Origin of the sequence: Ralstonia sp. Ralssp135 (genome assembly GCF_047304345.1) — a bacterium.
In the GTDB taxonomy this organism is placed as follows: Bacteria; Pseudomonadota; Gammaproteobacteria; order Burkholderiales; family Burkholderiaceae; genus Ralstonia; species Ralstonia chuxiongensis.
In genome coordinates this window covers 153,798-168,908 of sequence record NZ_JBGLYZ010000005.1, presented here as the reverse complement: position 1 = coordinate 168,908, position 15,111 = coordinate 153,798, and the positions used below count along the sequence as shown (strand labels likewise).

11 protein-coding genes are annotated in these 15,111 nt (G+C 65.0%); 7 read left to right on the top strand and 4 right to left on the bottom strand.

The genetic code is table 11. The features are described from left to right. The first annotated feature begins 33 nt into the window (after positions 1-33). Both ACCD03_RS06500 and ACCD03_RS06495 read left to right on the top strand, forming a co-directional pair. Complete coding sequence (locus ACCD03_RS06500) at positions 34-813, top strand: AraC family transcriptional regulator (protein WP_413411171.1); 780 nt, start codon at positions 34-36, stop codon at positions 811-813. A 97-nt stretch (positions 814-910) separates the two neighbouring features. Then, positions 911-1,819, top strand: a complete 909-nt coding sequence (locus tag ACCD03_RS06495; protein WP_413411152.1) for a DMT family transporter — start codon at positions 911-913, stop codon at positions 1,817-1,819. Here the strand turns inward: ACCD03_RS06495 and ACCD03_RS06490 are convergent. Continuing rightward, positions 1,816-3,396: a TerC family protein gene (locus ACCD03_RS06490; RefSeq protein ID WP_413411151.1), complete on the bottom strand. Its 1,581-nt coding sequence runs from the start codon at positions 3,394-3,396 to the stop codon at positions 1,816-1,818. The two genes, ACCD03_RS06495 and ACCD03_RS06490, sit on opposite strands and share 4 nt — an antisense overlap. Before the next feature lie 123 nt (positions 3,397-3,519). Continuing rightward, complete coding sequence (locus ACCD03_RS06485; protein ID WP_413411150.1) at positions 3,520-4,917, bottom strand: cytochrome-c peroxidase; 1,398 nt, start codon at positions 4,915-4,917, stop codon at positions 3,520-3,522. A 274-nt stretch (positions 4,918-5,191) separates the two neighbouring features. On the opposite strand from ACCD03_RS06485, the gene acpA reads away from it, so the two are divergent. Next, the gene (acpA, locus tag ACCD03_RS06480; protein ID WP_413411149.1) at positions 5,192-7,354 is read left to right on the top strand and encodes an acid phosphatase; all 2,163 of its coding nucleotides are present in this window, start codon (positions 5,192-5,194) and stop codon (positions 7,352-7,354) included. A 67-nt stretch (positions 7,355-7,421) separates the two neighbouring features. Here the strand turns inward: acpA and ACCD03_RS06475 are convergent, their stop codons facing one another. Further along, positions 7,422-7,670, bottom strand: a complete 249-nt coding sequence (locus ACCD03_RS06475; RefSeq protein WP_045201635.1) for a dodecin — start codon at positions 7,668-7,670, stop codon at positions 7,422-7,424. A 354-nt stretch (positions 7,671-8,024) separates the two neighbouring features. Between ACCD03_RS06475 and ACCD03_RS06470 the strand changes: the two genes are divergently transcribed. Continuing rightward, positions 8,025-8,306, top strand: a complete 282-nt coding sequence (locus ACCD03_RS06470; protein WP_045201637.1) for a hypothetical protein — start codon at positions 8,025-8,027, stop codon at positions 8,304-8,306. Between the two features lie 17 nt (positions 8,307-8,323). On the opposite strand, the gene ACCD03_RS06465 is transcribed toward ACCD03_RS06470, so the two are convergent. Continuing rightward, positions 8,324-8,680, bottom strand: coding sequence for a DUF3175 domain-containing protein (locus tag ACCD03_RS06465; RefSeq protein ID WP_413411148.1), 357 nt, complete (start codon positions 8,678-8,680; stop codon positions 8,324-8,326). A gap of 152 nt (positions 8,681-8,832) precedes the next feature. Here ACCD03_RS06465 and ACCD03_RS06460 point away from each other — a divergent pair, with 152 nt between their 5' ends. The 3 genes from ACCD03_RS06460 (at position 8,833) to ACCD03_RS06450 (ending at position 15,017) form a co-directional block, all read left to right on the top strand. Then, a complete protein-coding gene (locus tag ACCD03_RS06460) occupies positions 8,833-10,131 on the top strand; it encodes an MFS transporter (protein WP_413411147.1) in 1,299 nt (432 codons plus the stop codon). A gap of 151 nt (positions 10,132-10,282) precedes the next feature. Further along, complete coding sequence (locus ACCD03_RS06455) at positions 10,283-12,319, top strand: ATP-binding protein (RefSeq protein WP_413411146.1); 2,037 nt, start codon at positions 10,283-10,285, stop codon at positions 12,317-12,319. A gap of 268 nt (positions 12,320-12,587) precedes the next feature. Beyond that, on the top strand, positions 12,588-15,017 hold the full coding sequence (locus ACCD03_RS06450) for a penicillin acylase family protein (RefSeq protein ID WP_413411145.1): 2,430 nt from the start codon (positions 12,588-12,590) through the stop codon (positions 15,015-15,017). Positions 15,018-15,111: the final 94 nt, after the last annotated feature.

Here is a 15,111-nt window from a genome sequence, read left to right as displayed (position 1 = left end):
GCCAACCTCGCGTTTTCGATGCATCGCTGCGCCATGCGCGGCGTGGAAGCCGTCGCCGCAGACTCCGGCCACACCTTCCCGCGCCACACGCATGGCCAGTTCGGCATCGGCATCGTTGACCGCGGGGCCCAGAGATCCTTCAGCGGACGCGGCACGGTAGAAGCCGGCGCAGGCGACGTCATCACGGTCAATCCGTTTGAAGTGCACGATGGAACACCCATCGGCGATGCCGGCCGCGCATGGCGCATGCTTTACCTCGACCCCGGCGTGGTCGCAGAGTTGGCGACGGACCTGCACCCCGGCCACTGCGGCGACGCTGAATTTGACCGCCCGGTCATCCACGACGCAGACCTCGCTCCCCGCATGCGCCTGCTGTTTGCGCAGATGACGGTGCCCGCCGCACAAAGTGATGCATTGCTGCGCGAACAGCTGCTGCTGTCCGTATTGGCAGACGCGCTGCACGCCGCCAACGACCGCGCCAGCAACTACGCCGACGCCGCCCCGGACGCCATCCGGCTTGCCCGCACCCGCATCGATGACGACCCCGCGGCGGCCATCTCCCTGCTCGACCTCGCACAGGAAACAGGCCTGAGCCGCTTCCAGGTATTGCGCGGTTTTACTCGCGTGACCGGTCTCACGCCCCACGCCTATCAAGTGCAGCGTCGCGTGGCCCTGGCACGCCGGCTCATCGCCCAAGGCCAGCCCTTGGCGGAAGTGGCCGCCGCTTGTGGCTTTGCCGATCAAAGCCACATGACGCGGCAGTTCGTGCGCAAGTACGGCGTGTCGCCGGGCATGGTGGCGGCGGCGCGCTAGCGGCATCCTCCCCCCACCCTCCCCCCGCTGCAATTTCGTTCAAGACGCGCACATCGCGCGGGCCCATCCTGCGGCTTCCACACACGCAGGATGCGATATGTCCAAACGACTCCAAGGTTGTCTTTACCTCGCCCTGGCAATGGTGCTGGTGGGCAGCACCGTTGCGGCCAGCAAGATCATCGCGGCGGGCCTGCCGCCATTTACGGCGACAGCGTTGCGCTTTGCGATGGCGCTGCCGCTGTTCCTGTTCATCATGCGCATGACGCGCACACGCTGGCCCGTGCTCGCACGCCGGGATTGGGCCCTGCTTTTCGTGCAGGCGGCTGCCGGCAGCGTGGGCTATACGACGCTGCTCATTTCGGGGCTACGGCACACGTCAGCGGCAGATGCGGGGGTCATCATCGGCACGCTGCCAGTGATGTCGGCGCTGATCGCCATCGTGCTGCTGGGCGAACGGCCCGGGCGCGCGGTGCTGGGGGCGATTGGGCTGGCCACCGCCGGCGTGCTGGCCATCGCCCTGCAGCCGCGCGGCGACGCGACCCATCCGCTGCTGGGCAATCTGCTGGTGATGGGCGCAGTGGTGTGCGAAGGGCTCTTCATCCTGCTCAACAAGCGGTTGCGCACGCCGGTGCCACCGCTTGCGCTGTCGGCATTGATGAGTGCATTCGGTTTGCTGACTGCGCTGCTGCCCGCGCTGTGGGAAGCGCCGTGGCAGTTGCACGCATCGGCGCAGGCAACGCACGCGCTGATGGCCGTGGCGTATTACGCCATCGCTCCGACCGTGGGTGGTTTTGTGCTCTGGTATGCCGGGGCCGCGCGCATGAGCGGTGCGGAGGCATCGTTGTTTACTGCGCTGGCACCTGTGGCAGCCATGGTATTTGCAGCAACGCTGCTCGGCGAGGCCGTCAGCACGCGCCAGGTGGGTGGCATTGCTTGCGTGCTGGCAGCGGTGCTCAGCCTTGGCTTGGCGCGTGCGCCACGGCCAGCAATATCGACGACGTCTTAGGCTTCCGCCTCGGGTGCCGTCACATCTTCCATACGCTCGATGCGCACGCGCACGATGCGGCGGCTGCCGGCTTCAAGGATCACGAAACGCAGGTCGTGGCGTACCAGTGTGTCGCCCACTTCGGGCAGGCGGTCCCATTGATTGAAGAGGTAGCCGCCCAGACTCGTGGCGCTGCCGCCTTCGTCGAGCAGCCAGTCGACATGCAGCACATCTTCGAGACGGCGCAGGTCAGCCTCGCCGGCGACTTCCCAGCAGCCATCGCTGACTTCCACCACGCCCGGCCGTTCGTCTTCATCGGGGAATTCACCGGCAATGGCTTCGAGCACGTCAATGGGCGTCACCACGCCCTGCACGACATCCAGCGAATCCGTCACCAACATCATGCGGCCGCGTGCGCGCTTGAGCTTGTCCATCAGGCGCAGGATGCCGACGTTGTCCGACACCTTGAGCGCAGGCTTGACGCTGCGCTCCACGTCGATGGCACCGCGCGTGTCGAGGTCGCCCATCAAGTCTTTGGCGCGCGCCACGCCAACCAGGTCATCCAACCCGCCGCGGCACACCGGAAACTGGTTATGCGGCACAGCCAGCAACAGCTTGCGCGTGATGGACACGTCGGCATCGAGATCCACCCACGAAATATCGTGGCGCGGCGTCATGATCGAGCGCACCGAGCGCTCGGCCAGGTCCAGCACGCCGCTGACCATGCTGCGCTCTTCGGGGCGGAACACGGTCTCGGGCACGGGCTGGCCAGCGTCGTGCGAGGCGGCCTCGTGCGATTCGGACTCTGCCGGCGCGCCACGGCGGTCGCCCAGCAGGCTCAGCACCGCATCGGCAGTGCGCTCGCGCAGCGGGCGGCGGCGATCGTAGCGCACGGTATTGTGCTGGGCTACCTGGTTGAAGAACTCGATCAGGATCGAGAAGCCGATCGCCGCATACAGATAGCCCTTCGGAATATGAAAGCCCAGGCCCTCGGCAACGAGCGAGAAGCCGATCATCAGCAGGAAGCTCAGGCACAACACCACCACCGTGCGATGCGCGTTGACGAACTCCGTCAGCGGGCGCGAGGCAAACAGCATGGCGCCCATGGCAATCACCACGGCCGTCATCATCACCGGCAAATCGTTGACCATGCCCACGGCGGTGATGACGGAGTCGATGGAGAACACCGCATCGAGAATCACCACCTGCGCGATCACATTCCAGAACTTGCCGTGACCGGTGCCATGGCTTTCGTCCTGCGGCTCGCCGTCCAGACGCTCATGCAGCTCGGACGTGGCCTTGAACAGCAGGAAGAAACCGCCCAGCAGCAGGATGATTGACCGGCCCGACAGATCGACCGGCCCAAGCGTGAGCAGGGGCTTGGTGAGCCCGATCAGCCACGACATAGCGGCCAGCAGCACCATGCGCATCAGCAGGGCGAGGCCTAGCCCGATCACCCGGGCACGGTCGCGCAGCGCTGGCGGCAGCTTGTTGACCAGGATGGCGATGAAAACGAGGTTGTCGATGCCGAGAACAATCTCGAGCACCACCAGGGTGAACAGGCCGATCCAGATGGACGGGTCAGCAAGCCAGGTCATAGCGGGAAATGGAAGACTGCAAAAAGACGATCCGCCGATGATAACCGCAGCGCACGCACGGCCTTGCGCGAATCCCGCGTTGGGTGTTGCAACAAACGGGCCGCGGGGCTTGAAGCCGGCAGTTCAGCGCTGCGCAACCCGGCTGCCGCCTTGGGCGCTGGACTGCGTCGTCCGCACGGGGCGGTAGCCGTCGGTGAGCGTCTTGAGGAAGGCAACGATGTCGCGCACATCGGCCTCGGACAGCACGGGCTTGCCTCCGGGCTTGCCGCCAAACGGCGGCTCCATGTTGACATTGGCACGGTATTGGGGCGGCAGGTCGTCGAACTTGTCGACCGTGCCGTCTGCCTTGCGCGGATACCACTTCTGCGGTTGCGTGTCGCGCTGGGCGTAGAAGCGCACCGCGTCTTCCAGCGAATGGATCGCGCCGTTGTGGAAGAACGTCTTGCGTAGTGCCACGTTGCGCAGCGAGGGCGTGCGGAAGCGGCCGCAGTAGTCCGCGCGGTCTTTCAGGTCGATCCGATCGGGCCCGCACAGGCCCAGATCGAAGAACTTCGGGTCAGCATTGGCCGCCAGCGTGCGGTTGCGCGGAACGCCCACGGCAATGTGGCCGAAATCGGTGAAGGCCGGGAACGCCCCGTCCTGCTTGATGGCGCTCACGTGGCACGAGGCGCAGTTACCCTTGGCCGGATCGGCAAAGGCCTGCAGGCCACGCATTTCCTGCGGCGACAGCTTCACCTGCTTGCGCAAAAACGCGTCGTACTTGCTGTCATACGGATAGAACTCGGACGGCGTCTGCTGGAAGACCTCCAGCACCATCAGCGCCGCACGGAAGGCTGTGTCTTCGTTGTCCAGGATGTCGTTGCCAAACACTTGGCGGAAGGCCTGCGCATGACGGCCATTGCGCAGCTTGGCCACCACGGCGGCCTGCGTGCCGTTGGCCATCTCGTGCGCAGACAACAGCGGGATGCGTGCCTGATCGTGCGTGGAAGACACGCGGCCGTCCCAGGTGTAGCCGCCGGTCGGGCCTTGATCTTCTGAGTCGTTGCCGTCGCTCTCGTAGAAATGCTCGGTGAACGCAGGCACGTTCTGGATATAGCGCAATGACGGCGCGGCACGTACGCCGGTCTTGTGCATGTCTGCGCCACCCAGTTGCACTGACAGATCGTTCGACGGGCCATAAGCATGCGTCGGGCTATGGCAGCTTGCGCAGGACTGCTTGCCCGAAGCAGACAGGGCAGGATCAAAAAACAGCGCCTTGCCCAGCGCCGTCATTGCGGGTACCGACGGGCGGCGCGTGGCCATCATTGTGTAGAAGGCTTTTTCATACGCCGGCGCCGCTGCGGGCTTGGCGGGTGTTGCCGCAGCAGCCGCCGCTGCCGGTGCCGAAGCTCCCACGGTTGCGGCATGGGCCACCGCTGCTTCGCCGCGGCCGCAACCGCCCAATCCGGCAGCCAGTCCAACAAGCACAAGCGCAGAAACGGCGATCACGCGATGAGTTGCAACAGGCAGAAGGCGGCGCATTGGCGATAGGCGAAATTTTGGGAGCCTTGCAAGTTAGCATGGCTCCCATGACACTTTGATGTCGTCAAACGTGTGTCACGTCAGCCCTTGGAGAGGTCCCATGGTGGCAAATGTCTTCAAACGTTCGGTGGCGCCCCTGCTCATCCTGATGATGGTCATCACGCTGAACTGGGGCGAAATCGGCGCTACGCCTGCGTTTTCATCATCAACTTGTCACACACGAAGCACAGACTCCCGCTCGCTTTCGTCCCCCACACAACAATCCAGGGAAATCATGAGCCGAGCGCTTCGTCTTTTGCCGCTGACCGCGTTGGTTGCGGCCAGCATGTCTGCCTGTGGTGGCAGTGATTCGAGCAGCAATGCCTCCGCGTCCACGTCGGGCGTCGTGACGGGCAGCTACTTCGAGAATGCCAAGGTCTGTATCGACGCCAACAACAATGGCAAGTGCGATGCCGGTGAAACCAGCACGCGCACCGACAAGAACGGTGCCTACACGCTGTCGGGCACGGGCCCCATCACCGTTGAAATCGGTACGGACGCCTTCCGCAACGATCCGGACACCGGCGCGCACACAGCTATCACGCAGCCGCTGGTGTTTCGCGCACCGGCTGGCGCCAATGCCGTTGTCAGCGCCATCTCGACCGAACTGGCAGTGCTGATGGACAGCAACGGCGGCGACATCAATGCCGCCAAGACCGCGCTCGCCGCCCGCCTTGGCGTGACGATCGACAAGCTGCTGGAAGACCACAACAAGGAAACCGACGCTGGCACCAAGGCTGCGCTGCAGGCTGAAATCGACCAGGCCATCGCCCTGATTGCCGACGCCGTTGCCAATGGCGGCGACATCGGCAAGAGCCTGCGCGACGGCGTTGCCAAGCGCATGGCGCTGGCCAGCAACGTCAAGACGATCGTGGTGATCTACGCAGAAAACCGCGGCTTCGATAACCTGTACGGCCTGTTCCCCGGCGCCAATGGCATTCCCGGTGTGAACCAGAGTTCGACGGGCACTGCCGTTGCGCAGAAGGACTTCGACGGCTCCGTGCTGCCGACGCTGCCGCCCACCTGGGGTGGCGTGACCGCAGCCGGTCAAAGCGTGCAGATCACGCAGGCCTCCACGGCCAACATGCCCAACCAGATGTTCCAGATCGACAGCCCGTCGGGCTTCGGCAGCACGGGCACGGTGGTCGGCCAGAACGTCATCACGCGCGACCTCTGGCACCGCTTCTACCAGAACCAGATGCAGATCAACGGCGGCAAGAATGACAAGTTCGCCGCCTTTGCCGATGCCGGCGGCCTGACCATGGGCTACTACGACGGCAGCAAGATGGCCATGTGGAACATCGCCAAGCAATACACGCTGGCCGACAACTTCTTCATGGGCGCTTTCGGCGGTTCGTTCCTGAACCACCAATACCTGATCTGCGCGTGCGCACCGATCTATCCGAACGCAAAGGCGTCGCCGGCGGCCAACAGCATTGCCAACGTCAAGACGAATGCAGATGGCAGCCCGACGCTGATTCCCGCAGCGAGCTCCGTGATGGCGGGCGCACCGACGTCGTACGCCGGCGCCGCCGATGATGGCAACGCGACCAAGGACGGCAACCTGACGCCGGTCGACAAGGACGGCAACGCGTACGCCGTCAACACGATGCAGCCGCCGTACCAGCCGTCGGGCAATGCCGTGGCCAGCGGCAACGCGGCCTACGCCGATCCGACCAAGGCCACCACCCTGCCGAAGCAGTCGAGCACCAACATCGGTGACCTGCTGACCGCCCGTGGCGTGGACTGGGCCTGGTACGCCGGTGCCTGGAACTCAGCCCTTGCTGACGCCCCGAACACCACGCGCAGCGTGATCTACAGCGGCTCGATCCAGTTCCAGCCGCACCACCAGCCGTTCAACTACTTCAGCCGCTTCGACCCGGCCACGGCCACCGGCGCTGCTGAGCGTGCGGCCCACCTGCGCGACTACGACGCCGCCTTCCTGCAAGACGCAGCCGCTGGCAAGCTGCCCGCTGTCACGTTCTACAAGCCGCAAGGCAACCTGAACCAGCACCCGGGCTATGCCAACGTGGCTGACGGCGACGCGCACATCGCCAACGTGATCGCTCAACTGCAGAAGAGCCCGCAGTGGAAGAACATGGTGATCGTCGTGACGTATGACGAAAACGGCGGCTTCTACGACCACGCCACGGTGCCGAAGGCTGACCGCTGGGGCCCGGGCACCCGTATCCCGGCGATCATCGTCTCGCCGTTCGCCAAGAAGGGCTTCGTTGACCACACCCAGTACGACACGGCTTCGGTCCTGCGCCTGATCACGCACCGCTTCGACCTGCCGACGCTGCCGGGTATCAAGCAACGTGACGCGGCGCTCGTCTCCAACGGCAACAAGCCGATGGGCGACCTGACCAACGCGCTGGACTTCACGCAAGCGCAATAACGCTGCAGCGCAGTCCTCACGAAAAAAGGCGGCCCGGAGCAATCCTGGCCGCCTTTTTCTTTAACCGCTATTTGCCCTTCTTCTTGCCAGCGGGCTTTTCGCTCTCCAGCATTTCAAGCCGCATCCCCACCTTGATCGTCACCTGCCAGTGGGCGATTTTGCCGTCGACCAAGTGGCCACGTGTTTCCAGCACCTCAAACCAGTCCAGATGCTTGAGGGTCTCGCCCGCGCGCGCGATGGCGTTGCGGACGGCTGCATCGCTGGAGTCGGGTGAAGAACCGACCAGCTCGATCATCTTGTAGGTATGGGAACCCATATCGCCTCCTTGTTGGCATGGTTGGAACGTCGGCAGGGTGTCTGCAAGGCGCGATATGCATGCGGCTGGCATGCGATGCGCGCGCCATTGCACTTACCAGAATGGCACCTGTCCCTCCGCCTTGATAGCCCGGATTTGCACGGGGCCAAAAAATCCTGGCGGTTAATTGCGTTTACAAATCTGACAAATATCGTCAGCGGACCGACGCGTGGCGTCAAACCCGCGCGCATGACGAACGCCTGATGGCGGTTGAGGTGCCATTTTTCGGGCGGTCGCACGGCATGTCCTTGCCGGACGGGGCTGGTACGGAACCTGCGTTGGAGTGCACACCCGTTTCCCCGAAGAGGAGGCGCCATGCGCCACCCAGAACAACAAGCCCCCGCCTCATACTCGCCGTTGTCGGCCGTGCCGCCCACGCCGCGGGCGACACAGGAAACCGCGCGACTGGTTGCAGAGACCATCCCCTTCAATCTCGAGCGCAACGGCCGGAGCATCGAAGCCACCTATTCGACCCGCAACGGCATCGTGACGGTCAAATACCGGGGCAAGACACTGTCCACGTATTCGCCGCAGGGTGCCGAAGCCGACTACAAGGCGGTCGCCCGTCAACTGCTCAGCGTCATGCTGACCATCTGAGCGGCTCCAAACCTTCATCAGTGCCGGCCCTTGGCCGCGCTGTGTGCTGGGCGGCCAAATTCGGCGCGCAGCGCATCCTTGGCACGCTCGAGAATCTGGCGCCGCCCGGCGCTGAGGTTGTGCCCAGCCCGATTGATATAGAACGTCAGCATTGACATGGCCGACTGGAATGCCGTCCCCTTGCGCCGCCGGCTGTGCTCGGCCGAAGCCTTGAGCGACGCGGCAATCCGCGCGGGGCTGCGCGACTTGAAGATGTCTGGTTCGATGTCCAGCGCGTCACTGGTTTCCATCACATGGTGCGACCAGCGCTGGGGCTTCGGTGTGGCCTTCGATTTGGCAGGCGCCGGCTTGGACCGGGCGTGGTGCATGGCCATGATGAAATCTCCTGTAATGAGGTACCGACAGTTCCGCAAGCCGCATACCCGCGCGGGCGGCTACAAAGGGGCGACTTCCGTTACGATGACGGACGCTTCACGCCTCTTTTCCGCCTCCTTCATTGATCGCCGGGTTCCGGCGCACATCCAACGTGTCTGGCGACGCCGGTCTTTCTCCCGCCCCCTCTTCTGCATCCGCGCAAACGCTGTCAGATGCGCCGTTCTCCTACCCTGCCTTCAGGCTGTTCTGGTTCGCCCGGCTGTCCACCACCTTCGCGTATCAGATGTTCGGGGTGGCCGTCGGCTGGCAGATCTACGACCTGACGCGCAGCGCCTATGTGCTGGGGCTGGTGGGGCTGGCGCAGTTCCTGCCGTCGGTGGTGCTGGTACTGGCCTCCGGCCATATTGCGGACCGCTACGACCGGCGATACGTCGTACGCGCCTGCCAGGCCGTCGAAGCACTGGTTGCGCTCACGCTGGCCGTCTTGGCGGCCAACGGGCACGCCGGTGTGCAACCGATCTTCTTGTGCGTGGTGGTGATTGGCGCGATGCGCGCGTTCGAGACGCCGACGCTGCAAGCGCTATTGCCGACGCTGGTGCCACTGCAGGCATTGCCGCGCGCGGTGGCGCTGTCCAGCTCGGCCGGGCAGACCGGCGTCATCCTGGGGCCGGCGCTGGGTGGCTTTCTGTACGTGGCCGGCGCGCCGGTGGTGTATGCCACGGCAGCCGGGCTGTTCATGTTGGCGCACGTGCTGCTGGCGCTGGTGCGGATGGAGCGCGCGGTGCCCGTCAGCACGCCGGTGAGCCTCGAATCGCTGTTCGCGGGTATCGCGTTCATCAAGGGGCGGCCGGTGGTGCTGGGCGCCATCTCGCTAGACCTGTTTGCCGTGCTGCTGGGCGGGGCGACAGCGCTGCTGCCGATCTACGCGCGCGACATCCTGGGCACAGGCGCATGGGGTCTGGGGCTGCTGCGCTCGGCGCCGGCGGTGGGGGCGCTGGGCATGGCGCTCTTCCTGGCGCACCGCCCGCTGGATCGGCACGTTGGCCGGGTCATGTTTGCCGCCGTGGCGGTGTTTGGGCTGGCAACGCTGGTGTTCGGGATGTCGCGCTGGCTGCCGGTGTCGATGCTGGCGCTGGTGTTGCTGGGCGCGTCGGACATGATCAGTGTGGTGATCCGGACGTCGCTGGTGCAGCTCGACACGCCCGATGCCATGCGCGGGCGCGTGAGCGCAGTCAATTCAGTGTTCGTAGGCGCGTCCAACCAGTTGGGCGAATTCGAATCGGGTATGTTGGCCGGGCTGCTGGGGCCCGTGGCCTCGGTGGTGATTGGTGGCCTGGGCACGCTCTTGGTGGTGGCAGCCTGGATGCGGCTGTTCCCTGCCCTGACGCACCGCGACCGCATGCGCGATCCGCATCACAAGCACACCGGACACCCCTCTTCAGGGGGATAAACCCGCAGACCCGCGCCGCTGGTGGCTTGAGCAAGAATGGGGCAGTGTCTTGCAAGCGTGTCAGCGAAACCCCGATGGCATCGACGGTGGCCAATTCGTATCCTGAGTCACCTTTGGCTGCCTTGTTCCACGCTCGGTATTGCGCCTGACTGTGACGTCCATCCTGCCCTCTTCGTCCCGCCCGTCGGACGCGCGCGCTGCCGGCGCTGCCCGGCTGCCGGATCCTGGGCCTTTCAGCACCAGCGGGTTCAACGGTGCACCGGCCATTCGTCCATCGGCGTGGCTGGTGGCGATCGGTGCGGCCGCAGTCGGCACGATTGGCCGGGTGCTGCTCGAATCGGCGATGGGCATCCATTTGCCGTTCTATCTTGCCTTTCCGGTGGTGACGATTGCCGCGTGGTATGGCGGCTTCTGGCCGGGGATGCTGGCCATCGTCTGTTATGCGGGGCTCTTCATCGGGCTGGCCGCGCTGCAAAGCTGGCCTGCCGCTATTCCGCTCACGCCAATCCAGATGATGGTGTTTGGGGTGGGTGCGCTGCTCATCTGCGCGCTGTGTGAGCAGTTGCGCCGGGCCCGCGCCGGGGCTGAACGGCGCGCGCGGGCCGAAACCCAGCAACGCCTATCGCAGCAGCGCCTGCTGGCCGCACTGCAGGCCTCGCCCATTTCGCTCTACGACGTCGACAACACGATGCACTTCACGTGGGTCCACAACCCCGTGTTCGGCCTGCAGCCCGAGCAACTCCTCGGGCGGACGGTACGCGAAGTGTTCGGCCGCCGCGCCGCGTCGCGCCTGACCGAAGCCGGCCAGCACGTCATCGAAACCGGCACCCCTACGCGCGTGGAGTTCGCGTTCCGTCGGCGCCATACGCAGCGCGTGGTCTACGACGTGGTGGTCATGCCGCTGCGAGACGACACGGGCGAGATCATCGGTCTGACCAACGCCGTGATCGACATCAGCGAGCGCCGCCAGGCCGAGGCCCGCCGCACGCAGCTGCTCGAAGCCGAATCCCGCGCCCGCGAAGAAGCCGAGCGCGCCAGCCGCCTGAAAGACGATTTCCTGGCGACAGTCAGCCACGAGCTGCGCACGCCGCTCAACGCGGTGCTGGGCTGGGCGCAATTGCTGAACATGCGCGCCTACGATGAAGCGATGTTCAAGCGCGGCATTGAAGCCATCGAGCGCAGCGCCCGTACGCAAGTCCACCTGATCGACGATCTGCTCGACATGTCGGCCATCCTCTCGGGCAAGGTGCCCCTGGAGGTCGGCCCCGTGGACCTGGCCGACGTGCTGGAACGCGCGCGCGAGACCATCGAGCCCATGGCGCGCCAGAAGAACATCACCATCGATACCGAATTCCTGCCCGTGCCAATGCTGCAAGGCGATGCCGGACGCCTGAAGCAGGTTTTCTGGAACCTGCTGGCCAACGCCGTCAAGTTCACGCCCGAGGGTGGGCACATCCGGCTCTCGGTGCACCCGTCGCCCGAAGGCGTGGTCGCCACCGTGCGCGATACCGGCATCGGCATCGAGCCGGCCTTCCTGCCGCATATTTTTGACCGCTTCCAGCAGGCGGATCTGTCGAGCACGCGCCGACACGGCGGACTCGGCCTGGGGCTGGCGATTGCCAAACAACTCGTCGAGCTGCACCACGGCCGCATCACCGCGGCCAGCAGCGGTGCGGACCGTGGCACCACCATGGCCGTGTCGCTACCGCTGCATGCCGCGCAACCGGGCGAACAGGCCAACCGAACGCCGGGCTTGGTGGCGGGGACGGGCATGCCGACGCTGGACGGCATTCGCGTGCTGGCGGTGGATGACAACCCAGAATCGCTCGGCGTGATCGCGCTGATGCTGGAGCGCTACGGCGCAGAGGTTGTCACCGTATCCAGTGGGGCTGCCGCGCTCGATGCGCTGGAACAAGCAGCCGCCAACGCCTACCCGTTCGATGCGCTGGTCAGCGACCTCGCCATGCCGGGCATGGACGGCATGCAGCTGGTCCGGGCCGTGCGCGAACGCGGTTTGACCGACATGCCCGCCATCGCCGTGACGGCGTTTGCCGACCCGATCCGCCTGAAGGCAGCGAAGGAAGCCGGTTACCAATCCGTCATCACCAAGCCGATCTTCCCGGGCGAGCTGGGCCACGTTCTGGCCGCCAATGTGCATCGCAAGACCGGGCCTGAGACGCTGGTGTGACACATCGGCAACCATGCCTTGACGGAATGGTTGACCGAACAAAAGTCATTGGCGCAAGTGGCGGCGCATCCGCATACTCATCGGTCTGTGCCGATCGGTGGGCATCTCTCCCCTAGCAGTTGCCAGCACCGGCTCACTCGATCGGCCAGCTTGCCCTTCCCATGAACCGCGTTCGCGGTTGTCTGCCGTATCCATAAGAACGCCTGAATCCTCCCTGCCCGTCTGGGCTGCGCTGGCATTCCGGGCTCAGAGAGGAGACTGCATCGCCATGCTTACCCGTTCGCTTCCCATGCTGTTGTCTGCCGTTGCGCTCGGCATTTCTGCGCAGGCCGTTGCCAAAGACGCGCCCAAGGCGGCCACCCAGACCATCGCCGTACCCGGCCTGTCAAAACCCGCCGACATCCTGATCGACCGCTGGGGCGTGCCGCACATCTACGCCAAGAGCGAAGACGACGGCTTCTTCGCCCAAGGCTTCAACGCGGCGCGAGACCGCCTGTTCCAGATCGACTTGTGGCGTCGCCGAGGCCTGGGGCAACTCTCAGAAGTATTCGGACCGGCCTATGTCGAGCAGGATCGCGCGACGCGGCTGTTCCTCTATCGCGGTGACATGCAGGTCGAATGGAATCATTACAGCCCCGATGCGCAGCGCATTGCCACGCGCTTCGTTGCCGGCATCAACGCGTATGTCGACTGGCTGGCCAAGCATCCGGAGCAGATGCCGTTCGAGTTCCGCAAGCTGAACTACACGCCCGCGCACTGGGCGCCGGAAGACGTGGTGCGCATCCGCAGCCACGGGCTGACGCGCAATCTGCAATCGGAAGTTGCGCGCGCCAACGTGGCATGCAAGGCCAGCCTTGCCGACGACACCATCCGCTTCGGCCTGCAGCCTGCCTGGCAAACCCAGTTGCCCGAAGGCCTGGACCCGTGCCTGCCAAAGGATCTGCTGAAGGTCATCACGCTCGCCACGCAGGGCGTGCGCCTCACGCCTGAATCGCTCAAGGGCGTAGATGTCGACAGCACGCGCGTGGCCGCCGCTGCCAACCTTGAAGAGACCATGGAGGGCAGCAACAACTGGGTCATCGCGCCGGGCAAATCCACCACCGGCCGCGCCGTGATGGCCAACGACCCGCACCGCGCGTATTCGGCACCGAGCCTGCGCTACATCGCCCACGTCAGCACACCCACGCTCGACATCATTGGCGCCGGAGAGCCATCGCTGCCGGCCGTGTCGATCGGGCATAACGGGCACGTCGCGTTCGGACTGACCATCTTCAACATTGATCAGGAAGACCTCTACGTCTACGAGCTGAACCCGGCCAACAACAGCGAATACCGCTACAACGGCGGCTGGGAGCCTTTCACCGTGCTGCACGAAGCCGTGAAGGTGCGCGGCGGTGAGCCCCGCCCCGTCGACCTGACCTTCACGCGCCACGGCCCCGTCATCTACATCGATGCCGAGAAGCACCGGGCGTATGCCGTGCGCTCCGCGTGGCTGTCGCCGGGCATGTCGCCGTATTTCGGGTCGGTCGGCTACATGCGCGCGCGCACGTTCGCGCAGTTCAAGCAATCCATGATGAACTGGGGCGCGCCCACCGAAAACCAGGTCTATGCGGACACAAAGGGCAACATCGGCTGGGTGCCGGGCGGCCTCGCCCCGATCCGCCCGAACTGGGACGGCCTGCTGCCCGTTCCCGGTGACGGCCGCTACGAATGGGCCGGCTTCTGGCGCGGCGATCAACTGCCCAGCGCCTACAACCCGAAGTCTGGCTACTTCACCTCGTCCAACGAGATGAACCTGCCGCCGGATTACCCGTACCGCGAGCGGAAACTGGGCTTTGAGTGGACCAACGGCTCGCGCCATGCGCGCATCGACGAAGTGCTGGCCAAGCTCGACAAGGTGTCGATCGAAGATTCGATGCGCTTGCAGAACGACATGGTGTCGATGCCGGCGCGCAGGCTAATGGCACTGCTGTCGCCGCTATCGTCCAACGACGCCGACACACAGGCCGCGCTCAATCTGTTCAAGGGCTGGAACGCAACCATGCTGGCGGATTCTCCGCAGGCCGCGCTGCATGAGGTCTGGTTCACGCATCATCTTGGCCGCGCGTTCAAGAATGCCGTGCTTTCCAAGGCCGGCGCCGAGGCGATGACCGCGCCCGATACCGCTGTCATGCTCGACACGCTGGAACACCCGCAAGGCAGCAACCGCAAGTTTGGCGAAGACCCGCAACAGGCCGCGGCCAAGCGCGATGCCGTGTTGCTCAACAGCCTGAAACTGGCGTGGAGCGACATGGTCAGGCGCCAGGGCCCGAACCCGCAGGCGTGGAACTGGGGCCAGTTGCACCACAACCTGAACGCCCATCCATTTGCTGCCATCGTCGACGAGGCGACGCGCGCCAAGCTCAACGTCGGCCCCACGCCCGAAGGCGGCAGCCCGTACGCGCCAAACCAATCCACGTATCGCGCGAACGATTTCCTGCAGACCAACGGCCCGTCGTTCCGCACGGTGGTGGACGTCGGCAACTGGGACAACTCGCGCGCCGTCAACCTGCCCGGCCAGTCGGGCGACCCTGACAGTCCGCACTACCGCGACCTGGCACCGCTGTGGCTCAAGGGCGAATACTTCCCGCTGCTGTATTCGCGCAAGGCGGTGGAGGCGGCGACCGAGTCGCGCGTGCATCTGGTGCCGGGGAAGTAAGCACACGATGCGCAAAAGAGAAACGCCACCGCAAACAATGCGGTGGCGTTTTTTTTAACCAATAAGCACCCACTCTGGCATGAACACAGGCACA

Bases quoted from the DNA above. Each gene is read 5' to 3' on its own strand.
- ACCD03_RS06500 (WP_413411171.1), top strand. From the start codon at position 34: ATGCGCGGCGTGGAAGCCGTCGCCGCAGACTCCGGCCACACCTTCCCG.
- ACCD03_RS06495 (WP_413411152.1), top strand. From the start codon at position 911: ATGTCCAAACGACTCCAAGGTTGTCTTTACCTCGCCCTGGCAATGGTG.
- ACCD03_RS06490 (WP_413411151.1), bottom strand. From the start codon at position 3,396: ATGACCTGGCTTGCTGACCCGTCCATCTGGATCGGCCTGTTCACCCTG.
- ACCD03_RS06485 (WP_413411150.1), bottom strand. From the start codon at position 4,917: ATGCGCCGCCTTCTGCCTGTTGCAACTCATCGCGTGATCGCCGTTTCT.
- acpA (WP_413411149.1), top strand. From the start codon at position 5,192: ATGAGCCGAGCGCTTCGTCTTTTGCCGCTGACCGCGTTGGTTGCGGCC.
- ACCD03_RS06475 (WP_045201635.1), bottom strand. From the start codon at position 7,670: ATGGGTTCCCATACCTACAAGATGATCGAGCTGGTCGGTTCTTCACCC.
- ACCD03_RS06470 (WP_045201637.1), top strand. From the start codon at position 8,025: ATGCGCCACCCAGAACAACAAGCCCCCGCCTCATACTCGCCGTTGTCG.
- ACCD03_RS06465 (WP_413411148.1), bottom strand. From the start codon at position 8,680: ATGGCCATGCACCACGCCCGGTCCAAGCCGGCGCCTGCCAAATCGAAG.
- ACCD03_RS06450 (WP_413411145.1), top strand. From the start codon at position 12,588: ATGCTTACCCGTTCGCTTCCCATGCTGTTGTCTGCCGTTGCGCTCGGC.